Origin of the sequence: Gordonia metallireducens, from assembly GCF_021245825.1 — a bacterium.
In the GTDB taxonomy this organism is placed as follows: domain Bacteria; phylum Actinomycetota; class Actinomycetes; order Mycobacteriales; family Mycobacteriaceae; genus Gordonia; species Gordonia namibiensis.
This window is the reverse complement of record NZ_JAJQJP010000041.1, coordinates 106158-121396: the sequence shown is the minus strand read 5'-3', so window position 1 is coordinate 121396 and position 15239 is coordinate 106158. Positions and strand designations below refer to the sequence as shown.

Below are 15239 nucleotides of genomic sequence, written 5' to 3'. Positions count from 1 at the left end.
CGCGCTCCCAAGCTTCTGCCCCTCGGCCCAAAAACAGCGAGAAAAACGGGCCGAAAACGTCGTGCCGACCACATTGACGAGCGTTCGATCGGTTATGGAATGCTATTGCGTGACACGTGACGCCTGACACAGTGGCGGTACAACGACCGGAGGACGACACATGAGCAGTACGACACCCCACAACAGCGGAAAACCCGGCCCACTCAGCTCCATCCGGGTCATCGAGTTCGCAGGTATCGGCCCGGGACCCCACGCGGCCATGCTGCTCGCCGACCTCGGTGCCGATGTGGTCCGTGTCCAGCGCCCCGGCACGCTCCCCAAGCCCGGCGTGAACGCTGATGCGCTGCTGCGCGGCCGTCGCGTCGTCGAGGCCAATCTGAAGGACGAGACCGATCGCGCGACGATCCTCGATCTCGTCGCCAAGGCTGACGTCATCATCGAGGGTTTCCGCCCCGGCGTCATGGAACGTCTCGGTTTCGGCCCCGATGACCTCACCGAGGTCAATCCCGGCCTCGTGTACGGCCGTATGACCGGCTGGGGACAGGAAGGCCCCCGTGCCAACCTCGCCGGCCACGACATCAACTACATCTCGCTGACCGGCCTGCTCCACGCAATCGGACGCAAGGACGATCGTCCGGTGCCGCCGCTCAACCTCGCCGGCGACTTCGGCGGCGGATCGATGTTCCTCGTCGTGGGCGTGCTCGCCGCTCTGCTCGAGCGCGGCATCTCCGGCAAGGGACAGGTCGTCGACGCCGCCATGGTCGACGGCGCTTCCGTTCTGGGACAGATGATGTGGGCGTTCCGCGGCACCGGCCTGTGGAGCGACACCCGCGGCACCAACATGCTCGACACCGGCGCCCCCTACTACGAGGTCTACGAGACCTCGGACGGCAAGTACATGGCCGTCGGCGCCATCGAGCCGCAGTTCTACGCCGAGCTGCTCAAGGGCCTGGGCCTGGCCGACGCCGACCTGCCGGCACAGAACGACATCGCGAACTGGGGCAAGCTGAAGGAGATCTTCACCGAGACCTTCAAGTCCCGCACCCGTGACGAGTGGGCCAAGGTCTTCGACGGCACCGACGCCTGCACCTCGCCGGTGCTGACCTTCGCCGAGGCGCCCGCCGATCCGCACATGGCCGCGCGCGCCAACCTGATCGACATCGACGGCGTCACCCAGGCGCAGGTCGCCCCGCGCTTCTCGCGCACCCAGCCGGAGACCCCGGCCGGCCCGTCGACCGAGGCCGTCGACCCAAAGACCCTCTGGGCCTGATCCGTCACCGGATACGAAGATCGCCACCTCCGTGAGGGAGGTGGCGATTTTCGTGTCCGAGGGGTCGGCGTCTAGACCTTCGAGTGCCCCATGTCGATCTGGAACTCGGCGCCCGTGATGCCCTTGGCGCTGTCGGAGGACAGGTACAGGACGGCGTCGGAGATCTCGTCGCACGCCGCGACCGGGTGGTAATCCAGCATCGACACGAAATGCGGGGTGACCCACGGCTTTTCGAAGAGTCGGTGGGCTTCCGTGTCGGCGACTCCCATCGGGGTGTCGACCGCGTAGGGGTGCACGCTGTTGACGCGGATCCGGTGGTGACCGAGTTCCTTGGCCGCGGTCTGCGCCAGGCCGACGAGGCCGTGCTTGGACGCCGAGTACGACGCCTGCATCGGCATCGCCTTCAGTCCTGCGACCGAGCTGATGATGGTGATCGAGCCGCCGTTGCCGGCCTCGAGCATCGCCGGGACCGTGGCCTTGAGCGTCTTCCAGGCGCCGACGAGGTTGATGTCGACGACGTCGGTGAACTGCTCCTCGGTCAGCTCCCAGACCGATCCCCAGGTGAGCACGCCGGCGTTGGCGATGACGTGATCAAGCCGGCCGAACTGCTCCACCGCATCCGCGACCAGTTGCTGCTGGAACGCGAGGTCCCGCGTATCCCCCTGCCGCGCAAGGATCTTGCCGCCAACGCCCTCGACGAGCCGGATCGTCTCTTCGAGATCCTCGGCCGTGGCGGGCGGATAGGTTGCGTGGTCGATGATCGGACCCGCGATGTCGAGACCCACGATCGCGGCGCCCTCACGGGCGAACCTGACCGCGTGATTACGGCCTTGACCACGGGCGATGCCGGTGATGTAGACGACCTTGCCGTCGAACTGTCCCATGGCCGAACTGTAACACGTTCTAGTTCTGTCGCGGGAGCTGTTTCGCACGGGTTCCACCGGAGAACGGGGACCGAGACACCCCCGCCCGCCGACCGGATCTCCGGCGGCGGGCGGGGGTGTGTGTTCGTTCGGATCAGACGTGGCCGAAGGACCGCTTGAAGTCGTCCGGGATGATCAGATCGTCGGCGGAGAGATCGTTGACGCTCTTGTGCCCCAGTCCCATCAGCGCGCCGTCGAGTCCCATACGCATCAGATCGAGGACGTTCTCGACGCCTGCCTGGCCGTTGGCGGCGAGACCCCACAGGTAGGCGCGGCCGATCATCACGGCGCGGGCGCCGAGGGCCAGGGCCTTGGCGACGTCGCTGCCGCGGCGGATGCCACCGTCGAGGAGGACCTCGATGTCGTTGCCGACCGCATCGGCGATGTCGGGCAGCAGACGGATCGTCGCCGGGGTGCCGTCGAGGTTGTTGCCGCCGTGGTTGGACACCGAGATCGCCGTCGCGCCGATGTCGACGGCGCGCTTGGCGTCATCCAGGCGGGTGATGCCCTTGACCATGAACGGTCCGCCCCACTGCTCACGCAGCCACTGCAGGTCCTCCCAGGTGGGCGGCGGTGTGCCCATCCACTCGCCGTAGGCGCCGAAGAACGTCGGGCCGGGGACACCCTGCGGGGTGAGGTTCGGCGCGGTGAGGTCGGGGATGGTGATCTTGCCGCCCTTGACCCAGTCCAGCGCATACCGCGGCTTGACCGCGATCTCCGGGCCGAGACGCACCAGCGCCTTCAGGTTCACCTTCTCGGGGATCTCCGGGCTGCCCCAGTCGCGGCCGACGTTGAACACCCAGTCGGTCGTGACGATGAGACCCTTCGCGCCGGCGGCCCGTGCGCGCTCGGCGCGGCGGAGGATGTCCTCGCGGCTGCCGAGCCAGTAGATCTGGAAGAACACCTTGTCGTTGACGGCGGTGACCTCTTCGACGGCGTGCGAGGCGAAGCTCGACAGGCCCATCGCGGTACCACGCGCTGCCGCGGCACGTGCGACGGCGACCTCACCCTCGGGGTCGACGGCCTGCACACCGGTGGGCGAGATCATCACCGGGAAGGACAGCTCCTGCCCCATCACCGAGGTGGTCATCTCGCGCTCCGGCTGTGCGCCGACTACGTGTGGCGCCCAACCCAGTTCGTTGAAGGCCTGCACATTGTCGTCGACGGTCACACCGGCCTGCGTGCCGGCGACCAGCGACGAGTAGACCGACTTCGGCAGTCGCTTCTTCGCCCGGCGCTGGGCCTCGGTCACCGTTTCGAACCAGGGGTTTTTCGCCCAGGGGTTGAGAGCCATTTCTCCTACTCACTCACTTCTCGGATGCGTGCCATCGCCCGGGGTACCCGTGTACCCCGGGGAGGACTCGACACTGTTGGGCCGCGGGCGGATTACCGCGCAGCAGGGGTGAACCCGGCGAGCGGGTTCTCATCACAGGACTTGGTGGGCCGACCGATCGGGGTGAGGTCCCCGTCGGGTCGACGGGTCATCAGCGTCAGCGGGGTTCCGCGCGAATGATCCTTGTTCGCCGTCGGTTTGGTGCGTTCGCCGGCGAGCAGTTCCTCGCCGTAACCCTGCACGCACTCGGGATCCGGTCCGGCCAGCGGCAGACCGGTGAAGAACTTGGCGGCCATGCAGCCACCGCGGCAGGCGTCGAAGTGCGCACACTTGGTGCAGGCACCGGCATTCTGCGGTTCACGCAGTTCGGTGAACAGATCCGAACGCTGCCAGATCTCCTGGAACCCGCCGTCCGAGAGGATGTTCCCGGCCAGGAAGTTCTCGTGGATCGCGAACGGGCAGGCGTACACGTCGCCGACCGGGTCGATGAGGCACACGACGCGCCCCGCACCGCAGAGGTTGAGGCCGGGCAGACCGCCACCGGAGTCCCCGCCGAAGGCCGACAGGTGGAAGAACGAGTCTCCGGTCAGCACGCGATCACCGTGTGCGACAAGCCAATCGTAGAGTTCACGCTGCTGCTCGGGCAGCGGGTGCAGGTCGTCCCACACGTCGGCGCCACGGCCCGACGGACGCAGGCGGGTGATGCGCAGGGTGGCGTCGTACCGATCGGCCAGCGCCTTGAACTCGTCGAGCTGCGCGACGTTCTGCCGCGTCATGACGACGCTGATCTTGGCGTCCTTGAAGCCGGCCTCGGCCAGGTTCTCGAGTGCCCGGACCGCCATGTCGAAGGAACCGGGGCCGCGCACGGCGTCGTTGACCTCCGCGGTCGCGCCGTCGAGGGAGATCTGGACGTCGACGTAGTCCGACGCGGCCAGGCGTGCGGCGACCTTCTTGTCAATGCGCAAACCGTTGGTGGAGAACTTGACTCCCACCTGATGGCTGGTGGCGTAGTCGACGAGCTCCCAGAAGTCGGGGCGCACCGTCGGCTCACCGCCGCCGATGTTCACGTAGAAGACCTGCATGCGCTGCAGTTCGTCGATGATCGCCTTGCACTGTTCGGTCGACAGCTCGCGCGGGTCGCGCTTGCCCGACGAGGACAGGCAGTGCACGCATGCCAGGTTGCAGGCGTAGGTGAGTTCCCACGTCAGGCAGATCGGCGCGTCGAGGCCGCGCTCGAACTGGTCGACGAGGCGGCCGACCTTGGGCACCTGGTCGGCGGGCGCGCTCGCCCGCTGGGAGGTCACGAGTTCGGCTGCGGTGGGCGGCATCTCGATGGTCGTCATCGTGTCGGTCCTAGGGTCGGGGCGGAAGCGGGGTACCGATCGGGGGCTGTCGATCGGCGGTGGTGGTCGGTCAGGCCGCGCGAGGCGTGATCATCGCGCTGTCGGCCAGCGCCGTGAGCGCCTGCACGTACAGGGGCCGCTGTGCGGGCGTGACACCCGCGGCGAGGAGGGCTGCCTCGGCGGAGTCGTGATCGGCGAGCGACGAGACGATCCCGACCACGGTGAGGTTCTTGAGGAACGAGAGCTTACGGGTACCGAAGTGGTAGAGCAGGGCGCCGAACGGCTCGGGGCGCAGCGCCACCTTCGGGTTGAGCTCCCACGCGGCGAAGGTGTCGAAGCCGGCGGGGGCATCGGGGGCTGGGGTGTCGAACCGGACCCCGGCGACCGCAGAACGGTCGCCGGAGGTCGGATTCGATGTCGGGGCTGACATCAGTAGACCCCGCACATCCCATCGATCGACACCTCTTCGACGAGCGACTCGGCGATGAGTTCGGTCTCGTTCGAGTTTGCAGCGGTAACGGCGGACTGGTCGGCCATGATCCATACCTCCTGATCTTCTAAGTGACTCGGATCACGAAGGACTATAGTGGCACTCAGTGCAGATTTCTACCGCTAGAGCAAAACTGCCCGTTCGGACAGGCGATTCGGGCACGTTCAACCGCTGCGCGAGGGCGCATCCCATATGGTGAGGTCTCGATGACTCCGACAACACAGCAGGACACGAGCCCTGGGCGGACGCCCGGGCGACGCCCGATCTCTTCGCGCGCCCGGATCAGCGCGCTCGCGATCGGCCTGTTCACCACCCGGGGTTTCGAGGAGACCAGCGTCGACGACATCGCCGAGGCCGCGGGCATCGCGCGTCGCACACTGTTCCGGTACTACTCGTCGAAGAACGAGATCCCCTGGGGAGAGTTCGACGACCACCTGGGCGAGCTGCGCGGACTCCTGGCCCAGATCCCCACCGACATCCCCATGGCCGATGCCCTCGTGGATGCCCTGGTGGTGTTCAACCGGGTGCCGCCGGAGGAACTCGAGAACCACCGACGACGCATGTCGCTGCTGCTGGGAGTTCCGGCGCTCCAAGCACATTCGATGATCATGTACGCCGACTGGCGGCACGTCATCGCCGAGTTCTGCGCGGCCCGGCTCGGCCTGGACGAGAACGATCACCTGCCCCAGACGATCGGGTGGCTGTGCCTGGGTGCCGCGCTCGCCGCCTACGAGCAGTGGCTGGCGGACCCCGACGCCGACCTCGAGCAACTGATCACCGACGGCGCGCGGACCGTCGCGAACGGTGTCGCATCGCTGACCCGCGTGCCATGATCGGCACCGCGACCACGTCGGCCCCGAGCGGGCCTCGTGGCGCACCCACCGATTGGGCTATCCTGAAGTAGAACGTGTTCTAATTCGGCCCGGTTCGCCCCGGTCCTCGACGTCGGAGAGCTGCCACATGTCTGACCTGACCCCTCACGGCTCACGAAGCGTGATCCTCACGGTGGCCGAGGTGATCGATGAGACGTCCGATGCCAAGTCCATCGCTTTCGAGGTTCCCGAGACATCGTCGTCGGCATTCACCGACTACAAGCCGGGACAGTTCCTCACGCTGCGCATCCCGAGCGAGCAGACCGGTTCGGTCGCGCGCTGCTACTCGCTGGCATCGTCGCCGTACACCGACGCTCGCCCCAAGGTGACCGTCAAGCGCACCCTCGACGGATACGGCTCCAACTGGGTCTGCGACAACCTGGCCCCCGGCTCCCAGGTCGAGGTGCTGCCGCCGTCGGGCGTCTTCACCCCCAAGTCCTACGATGACCCGCTGCTCCTGATCGCCGCGGGCAGCGGCGTGACGCCGGTGATGTCGATCCTCAAGGCGGCGCTGAAGAAGAGCAGCGCACCGATCGTCTTCTTCTACGCGAACCGCACCGAGAGCGACGTGATCTTCGCCGCCGAGCTGCGCGACCTCCTCCACGCCCACGCCGACCGGCTCACCGTCGTGCACTGGCTGGAGAGCCTGCAGGGGCTGCCCAGCGCAGCAGCTCTGGCTTCGGTGTTCGCGCCGTACTCGACCACCCACACCGCCTACATGTGCGGCCCCGGTCCCTTCATGGATGCCGTCCACAAAGCCTTGGCGCAGGCCGACTTCCCGCACCACCACGTCCACACCGAGGTGTACAACTCGCTGTCCGGCGACCCGTTCGCCGACGTCGAGCTCGAGGAGGTCAGCGAGGAGGACCAGGCGTCCGCCGCCACGGTCGAGGTCGAACTCGACGGCGAGACCCACACCCTGAGCTGGCCGCGCAAGCGGACACTCATCGACGTGATGCTGGCCGCCGGGCTCGACGCCCCGTACTCGTGCCAGGAAGGCGAATGCGGTTCGTGCGCCTGCACTCTCACCGAGGGCTCGGTCGACATGGACAACGCCGGCGCGCTCGACCCCGAAGACATCGAGGACGGGTACATCCTGGGTTGCCAGGCCCACCCGACCTCGGACTCGCTCAAGATCGAGTTCTGACCGGAAGCCCCGAACAACCCGAAGGAGCACGACGACGTGGCCACCATCCGGAAGTCTCGGCTGAACCCGCTCCAACTCGCGCGCGGTCTGGCGGTGATGCTCCTCGGCATCGGAGTGCTCCATTTCGTCGCACCCAAGCCGTTCGACGAGATCATCCCGGAGGAGATCCCCGGCGATCCGCGCACACTGACCTACCTGTCCGGTGTCGCCGAGATCGGCTTGGGCGCCGGACTTCTCGTGCCGCGTACCCGCCGCCTGTCCGGGGCGCTGTCGGCACTGTTGTTCCTCGCCGTCTACCCCGCCAACCTCAACATGGTGCGACTCTGGTGGGACAAGCCGCTGCCCTACCGGATCGTCGCCCTGGCACGCCTGCCGTTGCAGTTCCCGATGATCTGGGCGGCCATCCGCGTGGCGCGCGAGGGCTGACTCACCTCAGCCCGCGGAAGTATGCGCGCTCCTCCGGGCTGCGGTGCTCGATCGCGTAACCCAGTGCGGTGCGGCCCATCCGGGCGGCGTTCTCCTCGAGGTACGTCAGGAGTGTCTTCTCGTCGACGCGCTTGCCCGTCTCCCGGAGCATCCATCCGAACGCCTTCTGGATGAGGTCCCGACGATCGTCGCGGACAAGGGGCGCAACCGCCAGAAGTACCGATGCGTCACCGTGTTTGATGTGGGCGAAGGTCGCGATGATCCCCACACGGCGCCGCCACAGGTCGTCATCGGCGGCATGTTCGACGATGACGTCGGAATCGTCGCGCAGGTGGCAGTACTCACCGAGTACGGGATCGGCCGAGGAGTCCACGAGATCCCAGTTGTTCACCCGGCCCCGACGGACCGCGTCGAGGTACATCTCGACCCACCCCGCGGCCTCGTCCCGGTCCGGGCCGGAACGCTGCCGCAGGGCTTGTTCGAACTCGCCGCGGAGCAGGGCCAGCGCGATGAACCGATGTTCGTGGACCGGCGAATCCAGGAGGGAGACAACCTCACCGGCGTCGATGCCGCGGAAGCGTTTGGCGATCGCCCGCTGCTGCGGCACACGTAGGCCGATGAACTCGTCGCCCTCGCCGTAACCGCCTGGGCGGACCTGGAAGAACCTGGCGAGGTCGACGGCACGCTGCGGGTCGGCGACCTCGGCAGCGGCAGCGCGCACCGCCGCAGCCGTCAGCTCGGCACCCACCGGTGCTAGAGCAGGTCGGCGATGGGTGTCGGCGTCTGCAGTTTCGGCCGCGTCTTCATCACCGCACCGACCTTGCCCGCGCCGACGACGCCGGTGAGGATGCCGTCCCGGCTGTAGTAGGCCACGAACTTCTTGCCGTCGTCGGAGACGATGTGCACGGTGTCGTCGGCGCGAGGCGCACCGAGCACCTGGATCTTCACATCGAACTGGTCGCTCCAGAAGTAGGAGACCGCCGCGGTCACGGCGTCACCGCCGGTGATCTGGTGCGCGACGACCGAGGCCTGATCGACCGTGTGATTCCAGTGTTCGACGCGCTGCGGGGTGCCGTCGTCGTCGCGCCAGTTGGCGACGTCGCCGAGGGCGTAGACGTTCTCGGCGCTGGTGTGTCCGGTTGCATCGCAGGCGATTCCGCCGCCCACCTCGCGCGGCGCCAGTTCGACCCCGGAGCCTTCCAGGTAGCCGGTGACGGGCGTGGAACCGATGCCGACCACCACGAGGTCGGCGGGGAGTTCGGTGCCGTCGGCGAGTCTCACCGCGGCGACCTTCGGCCCGTTCTCACCGTCGGTGACGACGATCTCGGCCACACCGACCCCGGTGCGCAGATCCACGCCGTTGTCGGTGTGGAGTCGGGAGACCAGCTTGCCGATCTCCTCGCCGAGCGCCACCGCCAGCGGGGTGGGGGCGGGTTCGACGAGGCTGACGCTCAGCCCGCGCGAGGTGAGGCTCGCGGCCACCTCGCAGCCGATGAAACCGGCGCCGATGACCACGGCGGTCGAGGCGGAATCGATCTCCCCGCGCAACGCGACCGCGTCGTCGTAGGTGCGGATCATGTGCACCCCCGCGACGGCGTCGGCGAGGCCCGGGAACGGCCGCGGATCAAGACCGGTGGCCAGCACCAGGGTGTCGTAGGCGAGCGTGTCGCCGGACGCCAGAGTGACGGTCTTGTCCGCCGGCGACACCGAGGTCACCGCGGAGCCCAGACGCAGGGTGATGTCGGATTCGCCGTAGAACTCCGCCGGTTTGAGGTCGACGCGATCGTCCTTGCCCAGGAGCACCGACTTCGACAGTGGCGGACGATCGTAGGGCGGATGGTCCTCGGCCCCCACCAGGGTGATCGGATCGGTGAACCCGTTGTTGCGCAGGTTCTCCGCGACCCTGATCCCACCCAGGCCCGCCCCGACGATCACGACGCCCGCGCCTGATCCACTCATCTTCCGTCCCCTCTCACCCCGCGGTCACCGTTCCCCTCGGGATGCCCGATGGCACCCCGGCGACGGCGCCTCAGCGGGTCACGTCTCCGACCGGTTGCAGGTCGGACAACAGCCAATTCCCGTCGACCTTACGCATAAGTGCCCACCTCGCGGTAGGGGTCGTTTCACCCTTCGCGTCGGCTGGTTCCCCAGAGCCCGTGGATTTTTCGCCGTCGCCGACCGACACTGCCTGGTCCACGAACACGAGGACTCTCGCGCGTTCGGCGGAGCTGTCGTTCAGACCGGTACCGACGACTCGTCCGACCATCGACACCGAGGCGGCCCGCGCTCCCGGGACCACCACGTCCACGCCGCGATTGCGGTACTCGAGTCGCAACGGATCGGCGAGCAATGCGTCTGTTCGTCGACGCTGGTCGGGTGGTTCGTCGGGCCCGAACGTCATGAGCGCAGCGACCGCCCCGCCCGCAGCGGACAGGATCGCGGCGCGCTCGTCCTCTCCGGGCTCCGGGTCCGATCGCAGTACCGCGATCCACGCGACCAGCGCGACGACGAGCGCCACCACCGTGACGGCGGCCAGGATGGCGAACCGGCGACGTTGCCGGCGAGTGGGGCGCGGTTCCAGCAGGTCACTCACGGCTGACGCGCCCCCGCGATCTTCCAGCCGTCACCGGTGCGTTCCATGGTGATCAGCGCGGTGATCCGTTCGGCGGTCGTGTCGACGGAAGCGGCCTGCTCATCCGTTCCATCGGAACCCAGCAGCAGCGGATTGGTGGCGTCGGCGACGACGAGTACATCCACGGTGGTGCCCGCATCGTCCGACGGCGGATCGGTCACCAATCCGGCCGAGACCACTTGTCCGACACTGCGCCCGGTCTGTGTACGCACCTCGGTGATCAGCGCGTCACGCGCGCTCTCGATGCGGTCGCGCTGCGCGCCGGTGCTCGCCGCGAGTACGCCGTCCACGAAACCCACCGGATCGGCCGGGTCGGCGGTCAGCATGGCCGCGACGCCCGCTCGCGCGGAATCGAGCACCTCCGTCTGGCGTTCGACCTCGGCCCCCTGACCGCGGATCTGCCATCCCAGGACCGCACCCACGATCACGAGGATCGCGACGGCGACCGCCGCGGCGATGAGGACCGTCCGTAGAAGTCGGGTCCGTCGCACGGCACGTGCCCGGAGAGCGGGTGCGGCGGCAATCCGGGTCGCGCGCGCTTCCCGTCGAGCCTCGTCGACCCGATCCCGGGCGAGCTGCACACGCGCCGTGACCGCCGAGTCGGTTGTCGTCGAATCCGTTCTCACAGCATCGGTTCCAGTGGTATCGGTTCCTGCGGCATTGTTTCCTGGGGCATCGTTTCCTGGGGCATCGGTTCTCCCGGCATCGGTCACCGCCATCACCCGACCACATCGGCCGCGGCGAGGAGCCACTCGTCGTCGGCACGGATGAAGCGGGCCAGCACCGATCGGCGGATCGTCGTCGCAGCGGCGTCGGTTCGGGCGGGGGCGTCCGGCCGTACGGTCACCGCCACCCGGAGGAGCGCCTGCCCTTCGGTGGCGTCGGCGTCGACCACGCTGACGATCTCGGGCCGCCACACCACGGCGGCTGTCCCCTGCTCCGGGGGCCGGGTGAGCTGTGCACCGTAGCTGTCGAGGAAGTCGCGGGCGACGAGCGCACGAGCCCGTGACCGATCCTGCTGCCACCGTGAGGAATCCACCGAGAAGACGTCGGCGACGATCGTTCCCGCGCGTTCACGTAATTGCTCGCGGCTCTGCTGGAGAGCATCGCCCGCCGCGTGTGCACGCCACGCGAATCCCACGGCGACGAGCGCCGCGGCCAGCACCACCGCTGCCACCAGCAGCCGGAGAGCTCCGGCGCGCGCCGAGATGTATCCGGATGGGGTCATGGAAGGTATTGCACCGCCCCGAGTTTCAGTGCGCCGTCGTCCGGGGTCACGAGCACACGAAGCCGGAACCGGCGTGCCTGCCCTTCCCCGGTCTCGCCGGCGGCGTCGAACACGACGGTCGCGGCGACGAGAACCGTGGCACTGTCTCCGTCGCGGGCGGAGACCCCGGTGCCGTCCACCGAGGACTTCGACACCGATCCGTTGGCCTGCACGAAAGCGCTGTAACTGTCGGCGGACTGGGCGAATTCGTCGTAAAAGGTACCGGTGGCACCGGCGAGGATCTTGCGCGCGCGACTCGGATCGCGATGGTCCGGTCCGATCAGCACCGCGACGCGGTCGGCCGCCGCGCGCTCGAAGTCGTCGTCGGTCGGGGCATTCCGCGCGTCGGACCACGCCACCACCGCGACACCGGCGAGCACGACGGCGACGACCGCCGCCAGCGTCGCCAGAATCCACCGGCGCTGCGGCACCCGCCGACGCAGGCCGGCGTCGACCTCGCGCGCGTGCAACTCTTCGACCGCCTCGCGCAGATCACGCCGGGCGCTACGTTCCGCGGCGATCTCCGCGCCGCCCGACCGCGCCTCTCCCCTCAACGACTCGCTCTCTCTACGACGACAGGCGCGTGTTCGGCTTGTTCTCGATCTTCTCCCCGCGGATCCGACTCGCATAGGCGGCGCGCGCCTCCTGGTCGGGGCGCAGGAAGATCGAGTCCAGCTTGGTGAGCTTGCGGGTGAACCGCTTCATCGCTTGCGGGAACAGCGGACTGGAGTCGGCCCAGCGCATCGACCGCGGAGCGTACACGCGGGTCACCGGGCGGGCGATGGTCTCGACCACGATCGCCGCGACCTCCTCGGGCGCGACGGTCTGGATGAACTTGTTGGTCTGCAGGCCGGAGATCAGGGCTGTGCGGGTGAAGGTCGGGAGGACGGCGCTGACGGTGACACCCTCCGGCTCCAGCTCCGCGCCGAGGGCCTCGGAGAACTCGATCACCGCGGCCTTCGCGCCGTTGTAGATGGTCAGACCCGGGGTCGGGATGCGGCCTGCCGTCGACGCGATGTTGACGATGTGGCCGGTACGACGCGGGGCCATCCGGCGGGCCGCTTCCTGACAGCCGATGATGACGCCGAGGACGTCGATGTCGTAGGTGCGTCGGATGATCGTGTCGTCGTAGGACAGGAACGGGCCGACCGGCATGATGCCGGCGTTGTTCACGAGGACGTCGATCGGTCCGAGCCGGGATTCGACCTCGGAGAGGAAGGCGTCGAAGGACTCCCGCTTCGTGACATCGACCTCGATGCCCTCGATGCCCAGGTCGGCGGCGGCCTTGCCCACCGCCTCGCCGTCGACGTCACCGATGGCGACCTTCGCACCCGCCTGGAACAGCTGCGTCGCGGTCTCGAATCCGATTCCGCGTGCACCACCGGTCACCACGACGACCTTGCCCTTCAGCGCCGTTCGGATGGCGTCGTGATCAGGCTTCCGGGACAGCTTGTCGCGCAGGCTCATTGGTTCCCCCTCGGGTGGTTGTCGTTGAATCGAAAGCGAGCGACGGCGCCACGGCCGTCGAGAGTCAGGTGCCGATCACCAGATCATCGGGGCGAGGAATTTCGTGGCGAATACACGGGCCTGCTGCGGATCGGTACGGGCCGGGTCCGACGGCGGGGTCTCCAGGAGCGAGATCACCAGGCGCACATGAATTTCGACGGCCTCGAGCAGGTCCTCCACCGGCATCTGCGCACCCTCGTCGCGCAGCGTGGCGGCAACCCGGTCGGTGACCATGTCGATGAACAGCGACGTCATCTTCGCGGTGACGCTCTTGATCTCGGAGTCGGTGAGGACGATCCGACTCAACAACGGATCGGACTTGACCAGCTCGGCGCCCACCGCGAAGGCCTCGACCAGGGCGTCCTTGGGGCCCATGCCCTTGACCGATTCCTCGAGCTTCTTCATGCCGCGCTCATAGGCGTCGTTGGCGACGGCGTAGAGGAGGGCCTCCTTGTTGGGGAAGCGTCGGTAGAGAGTGCTGCGGCTGACGCCTGCACGGGCCGCGACCTCGTCGATGTTGGCGCGCCGCACCCCGACCTCGGCGAACTCCGAACCCGCGGCGGCGAGGATCGCCGCCTCCTGGTCGGCCGGGCTGGCGGTGTTGCGCACCTTGCGGTTGGACGAGCGAGCGCCCTTTCCCTTTGCAGCGCTGTTCACGGTGTCCTTCACGAGATTGTCCGACACGTGACTCACCGACGCCGGAGGGTCACGGGGAGCTTGTCCTTGGGCACGGGCAGCGCGCTGTAGTCCATGGGCAGCACGTAGTCGGCCGGTACCGACCACTCGTACCCGCGGAGCAGGTGATGCATGATCGTCTTGATCTCCATCTGGCCAAAATACAGGCCGATACATTTGTGAACGCCACCACCAAATGGCATCCAGGCGAACCGGTGGGACTTGTCCTCGGCGCGTTCGGGACCGAACCTCTCCGGGTCGAACATGTCAGGGTTGGTGAAGAACTCCGGATCCCGGTGGCTGGACAGAGATGACGTGGTGACGATGGTCCCCTCGGGCACATAGAAGCCCTCGATCGAGGTGTCCTTGACCGCCATGCGGGGCTGCGCCGGGACCGGCGGGCACAGTCGGAGCGACTCCTTCATCACCAGGTCCAGGGCGGTCATGCCGGCGAGAGCGTCGTAGCCGAGTTCCGGTCCGAGTTCGAGAGACTCGGCGCGGGCGCGGTCCTGCCATTCGGGATGCTTGGCCATGTTGTAGGCCATCTGGGTCATCGTGATGGTCGAGGTGTCGTGCGCGGCCATGAGCACGAAGATCATGTGGTTGACCACGTCCTCGTCGGAGAAGCTGTGCCCCTCATCGCTTTCCGCGTGACACAGGACCGAGAAGAGATCCGGTGTCTCCCGTGCACGCTTGGCCGCGATGTTGGCGTAGAAGAACTCCTCGAGGACCTTGCGAGAACGTAGACCCTTCCACCAGCGTCCACCGGGTACGGGTTTGCGCACGTAGGCAACGCCTGCGCGGACGGTGTCGATGAACGCCTTGTTGATCCGGTCCGCCTCGTCCCTGGGCAGGTTCAGCCCCAGGAAGACCTCGAGCGCAAGGTCGAGCGTGAGCGCCTTGAACTGCTCGAACAGCTTCACCGAACCGACCGGGAACTCCGCGACGCGCTCGGCGATCATCGGCTGCATCTCCTGCATGTAGCCCTTGAGCGCCGTGGTGCTGAACGCCTGCTGCAGTATCTGCCGGTGATGACGGTGCTCGTCGAAGTCGAGCAGCATGACGCCGCGGTTGAAGAAGGGGCCGATGAAGTAGCTCCACGCCGGACCGTTGGCGAAGGCCCGGTCCTTGTTCATCAGGAGCTCCTGGGCGGCGCGCGGATTACCGGTCATGACCATCTGCACACCGAAGGCGTTCAGTCCGGAGACGCTGCCGTACTGCGCCCGGCGACGGTCGGCGAAGGCGAACGGGTCACGCCGCATCGACATGATCTCGAGGAAGCTGTTGCGGTCGGAGCACGGAATGGCCTGGAGGTCGCTACCCGCCGGCGGGGTTGCCAGTACCGATGCCATGAC

18 protein-coding genes are annotated in these 15239 nt (G+C 67.6%); 4 read left to right on the top strand and 14 right to left on the bottom strand.

From position 1 onward, the window contains the following. The first annotated feature begins 160 nt into the window (after nt 1–160). Nucleotides 161–1270 (top strand): CaiB/BaiF CoA transferase family protein, encoded by a 1110-nt coding sequence (locus LQD00_RS16915; protein ID WP_232718300.1) that lies wholly within the window; start codon nt 161–163, stop codon nt 1268–1270. Nucleotides 1271–1341: 71 nt separating this feature from the next. Here LQD00_RS16915 and LQD00_RS16910 read toward each other — a convergent pair whose 3' ends face one another. The 5 genes from LQD00_RS16910 to mftA all read right to left on the bottom strand — a co-directional run bounded on the left by LQD00_RS16910 (nt 1342) and on the right by mftA (nt 5406). After that, nucleotides 1342–2154 (bottom strand): mycofactocin-coupled SDR family oxidoreductase, encoded by an 813-nt coding sequence (locus tag LQD00_RS16910; RefSeq protein WP_006866089.1) that lies wholly within the window; start codon nt 2152–2154, stop codon nt 1342–1344. Nucleotides 2155–2287: 133 nt separating this feature from the next. Next, the gene (gene mftD, locus LQD00_RS16905) at nt 2288–3487 is read right to left on the bottom strand and encodes a pre-mycofactocin synthase MftD (RefSeq protein WP_232718299.1); all 1200 of its coding nucleotides are present in this window, start codon (nt 3485–3487) and stop codon (nt 2288–2290) included. Between the two features lie 92 nt (nt 3488–3579). Continuing rightward, nucleotides 3580–4869 carry a mycofactocin radical SAM maturase gene (gene mftC, locus LQD00_RS16900; RefSeq protein ID WP_006866091.1) on the bottom strand — a complete coding sequence of 430 codons (1290 nt, stop codon included), beginning with the start codon at nt 4867–4869 and terminating at the stop codon, nt 3580–3582. A 70-nt stretch (nt 4870–4939) separates the two neighbouring features. Beyond that, a complete protein-coding gene (mftB, locus tag LQD00_RS16895) occupies nt 4940–5299 on the bottom strand; it encodes a mycofactocin biosynthesis chaperone MftB (RefSeq protein ID WP_232718298.1) in 360 nt (119 codons plus the stop codon). Continuing rightward, nucleotides 5299–5406 carry a mycofactocin precursor MftA gene (gene mftA, locus LQD00_RS16890; RefSeq protein ID WP_035753529.1) on the bottom strand — a complete coding sequence of 36 codons (108 nt, stop codon included), beginning with the start codon at nt 5404–5406 and terminating at the stop codon, nt 5299–5301. The genes mftB and mftA overlap by 1 nt, the downstream gene beginning before the upstream one ends. A 159-nt stretch (nt 5407–5565) precedes the next feature. On the opposite strand from mftA, the gene mftR reads away from it, so the two are divergent. The 3 genes from mftR to LQD00_RS16875 all read left to right on the top strand — a co-directional run bounded on the left by mftR (nt 5566) and on the right by LQD00_RS16875 (nt 7804). After that, the gene (gene mftR, locus LQD00_RS16885; protein ID WP_232718297.1) at nt 5566–6192 is read left to right on the top strand and encodes a mycofactocin system transcriptional regulator; all 627 of its coding nucleotides are present in this window, start codon (nt 5566–5568) and stop codon (nt 6190–6192) included. Nucleotides 6193–6319: 127 nt separating this feature from the next. Then, nucleotides 6320–7378, top strand: coding sequence for a ferredoxin--NADP reductase (locus tag LQD00_RS16880; protein WP_232718296.1), 1059 nt, complete (start codon nt 6320–6322; stop codon nt 7376–7378). 96 nt (nt 7379–7474) lie between these two features. Further along, nucleotides 7475–7804, top strand: coding sequence for a DoxX family protein (locus tag LQD00_RS16875; protein ID WP_269785132.1), 330 nt, complete (start codon nt 7475–7477; stop codon nt 7802–7804). Between the two features lies 1 nt (nt 7805). Here the strand turns inward: LQD00_RS16875 and LQD00_RS16870 are convergent, their stop codons facing one another. From LQD00_RS16870 to LQD00_RS16830, 9 genes are all read right to left on the bottom strand, one after another. Next, entirely contained in the window at nt 7806–8552 is a 747-nt protein-coding gene (locus tag LQD00_RS16870; RefSeq protein WP_232718294.1) for a DNA alkylation repair protein, read from the bottom strand. A 5-nt stretch (nt 8553–8557) separates the two neighbouring features. Next, nucleotides 8558–9763, bottom strand: a complete 1206-nt coding sequence (locus LQD00_RS16865; RefSeq protein WP_232718293.1) for an NAD(P)/FAD-dependent oxidoreductase — start codon at nt 9761–9763, stop codon at nt 8558–8560. A 70-nt stretch (nt 9764–9833) separates the two neighbouring features. After that, nucleotides 9834–10397 (bottom strand): hypothetical protein, encoded by a 564-nt coding sequence (locus tag LQD00_RS16860; protein WP_232718292.1) that lies wholly within the window; start codon nt 10395–10397, stop codon nt 9834–9836. Further along, nucleotides 10394–11062, bottom strand: a complete 669-nt coding sequence (locus LQD00_RS16855; protein ID WP_232718291.1) for a hypothetical protein — start codon at nt 11060–11062, stop codon at nt 10394–10396. The genes LQD00_RS16860 and LQD00_RS16855 overlap by 4 nt, the downstream gene beginning before the upstream one ends. 92 nt (nt 11063–11154) lie before the next feature. Then, the gene (locus LQD00_RS16850) at nt 11155–11664 is read right to left on the bottom strand and encodes a hypothetical protein (protein ID WP_232718290.1); all 510 of its coding nucleotides are present in this window, start codon (nt 11662–11664) and stop codon (nt 11155–11157) included. Then, nucleotides 11661–12257 carry a hypothetical protein gene (locus LQD00_RS16845; protein WP_232718289.1) on the bottom strand — a complete coding sequence of 199 codons (597 nt, stop codon included), beginning with the start codon at nt 12255–12257 and terminating at the stop codon, nt 11661–11663. Before LQD00_RS16845 ends, LQD00_RS16850 begins: the two co-directional genes overlap by 4 nt. Nucleotides 12258–12270: 13 nt before the next feature. Next, nucleotides 12271–13170: an SDR family oxidoreductase gene (locus LQD00_RS16840; protein ID WP_232718288.1), complete on the bottom strand. Its 900-nt coding sequence runs from the start codon at nt 13168–13170 to the stop codon at nt 12271–12273. Nucleotides 13171–13245: 75 nt separating this feature from the next. Continuing rightward, nucleotides 13246–13893 (bottom strand): TetR/AcrR family transcriptional regulator, encoded by a 648-nt coding sequence (locus LQD00_RS16835; RefSeq protein ID WP_232718287.1) that lies wholly within the window; start codon nt 13891–13893, stop codon nt 13246–13248. Between the two features lie 5 nt (nt 13894–13898). Next, a complete protein-coding gene (locus tag LQD00_RS16830) occupies nt 13899–15236 on the bottom strand; it encodes a cytochrome P450 (RefSeq protein WP_232718286.1) in 1338 nt (445 codons plus the stop codon). Nucleotides 15237–15239: the final 3 nt, after the last annotated feature.

What these genes read in the sequence shown, in the direction of transcription:
- LQD00_RS16915 (WP_232718300.1), top strand. Translation starts at nt 161, where the DNA reads ATGAGCAGTACGACACCCCACAACAGCGGAAAACCCGGCCCACTCAGC.
- LQD00_RS16910 (WP_006866089.1), bottom strand. Translation starts at nt 2,154, where the DNA reads ATGGGACAGTTCGACGGCAAGGTCGTCTACATCACCGGCATCGCCCGT.
- mftD (WP_232718299.1), bottom strand. Translation starts at nt 3,487, where the DNA reads ATGGCTCTCAACCCCTGGGCGAAAAACCCCTGGTTCGAAACGGTGACC.
- mftC (WP_006866091.1), bottom strand. Translation starts at nt 4,869, where the DNA reads ATGACGACCATCGAGATGCCGCCCACCGCAGCCGAACTCGTGACCTCC.
- mftB (WP_232718298.1), bottom strand. Translation starts at nt 5,299, where the DNA reads ATGTCAGCCCCGACATCGAATCCGACCTCCGGCGACCGTTCTGCGGTC.
- mftA (WP_035753529.1), bottom strand. Translation starts at nt 5,406, where the DNA reads ATGGCCGACCAGTCCGCCGTTACCGCTGCAAACTCGAACGAGACCGAA.
- mftR (WP_232718297.1), top strand. Translation starts at nt 5,566, where the DNA reads ATGACTCCGACAACACAGCAGGACACGAGCCCTGGGCGGACGCCCGGG.
- LQD00_RS16880 (WP_232718296.1), top strand. Translation starts at nt 6,320, where the DNA reads ATGTCTGACCTGACCCCTCACGGCTCACGAAGCGTGATCCTCACGGTG.
- LQD00_RS16875 (WP_269785132.1), top strand. Translation starts at nt 7,475, where the DNA reads ATGCTCCTCGGCATCGGAGTGCTCCATTTCGTCGCACCCAAGCCGTTC.
- LQD00_RS16865 (WP_232718293.1), bottom strand. Translation starts at nt 9,763, where the DNA reads ATGAGTGGATCAGGCGCGGGCGTCGTGATCGTCGGGGCGGGCCTGGGT.
- LQD00_RS16850 (WP_232718290.1), bottom strand. Translation starts at nt 11,664, where the DNA reads ATGACCCCATCCGGATACATCTCGGCGCGCGCCGGAGCTCTCCGGCTG.
- LQD00_RS16840 (WP_232718288.1), bottom strand. Translation starts at nt 13,170, where the DNA reads ATGAGCCTGCGCGACAAGCTGTCCCGGAAGCCTGATCACGACGCCATC.
- LQD00_RS16830 (WP_232718286.1), bottom strand. Translation starts at nt 15,236, where the DNA reads ATGGCATCGGTACTGGCAACCCCGCCGGCGGGTAGCGACCTCCAGGCC.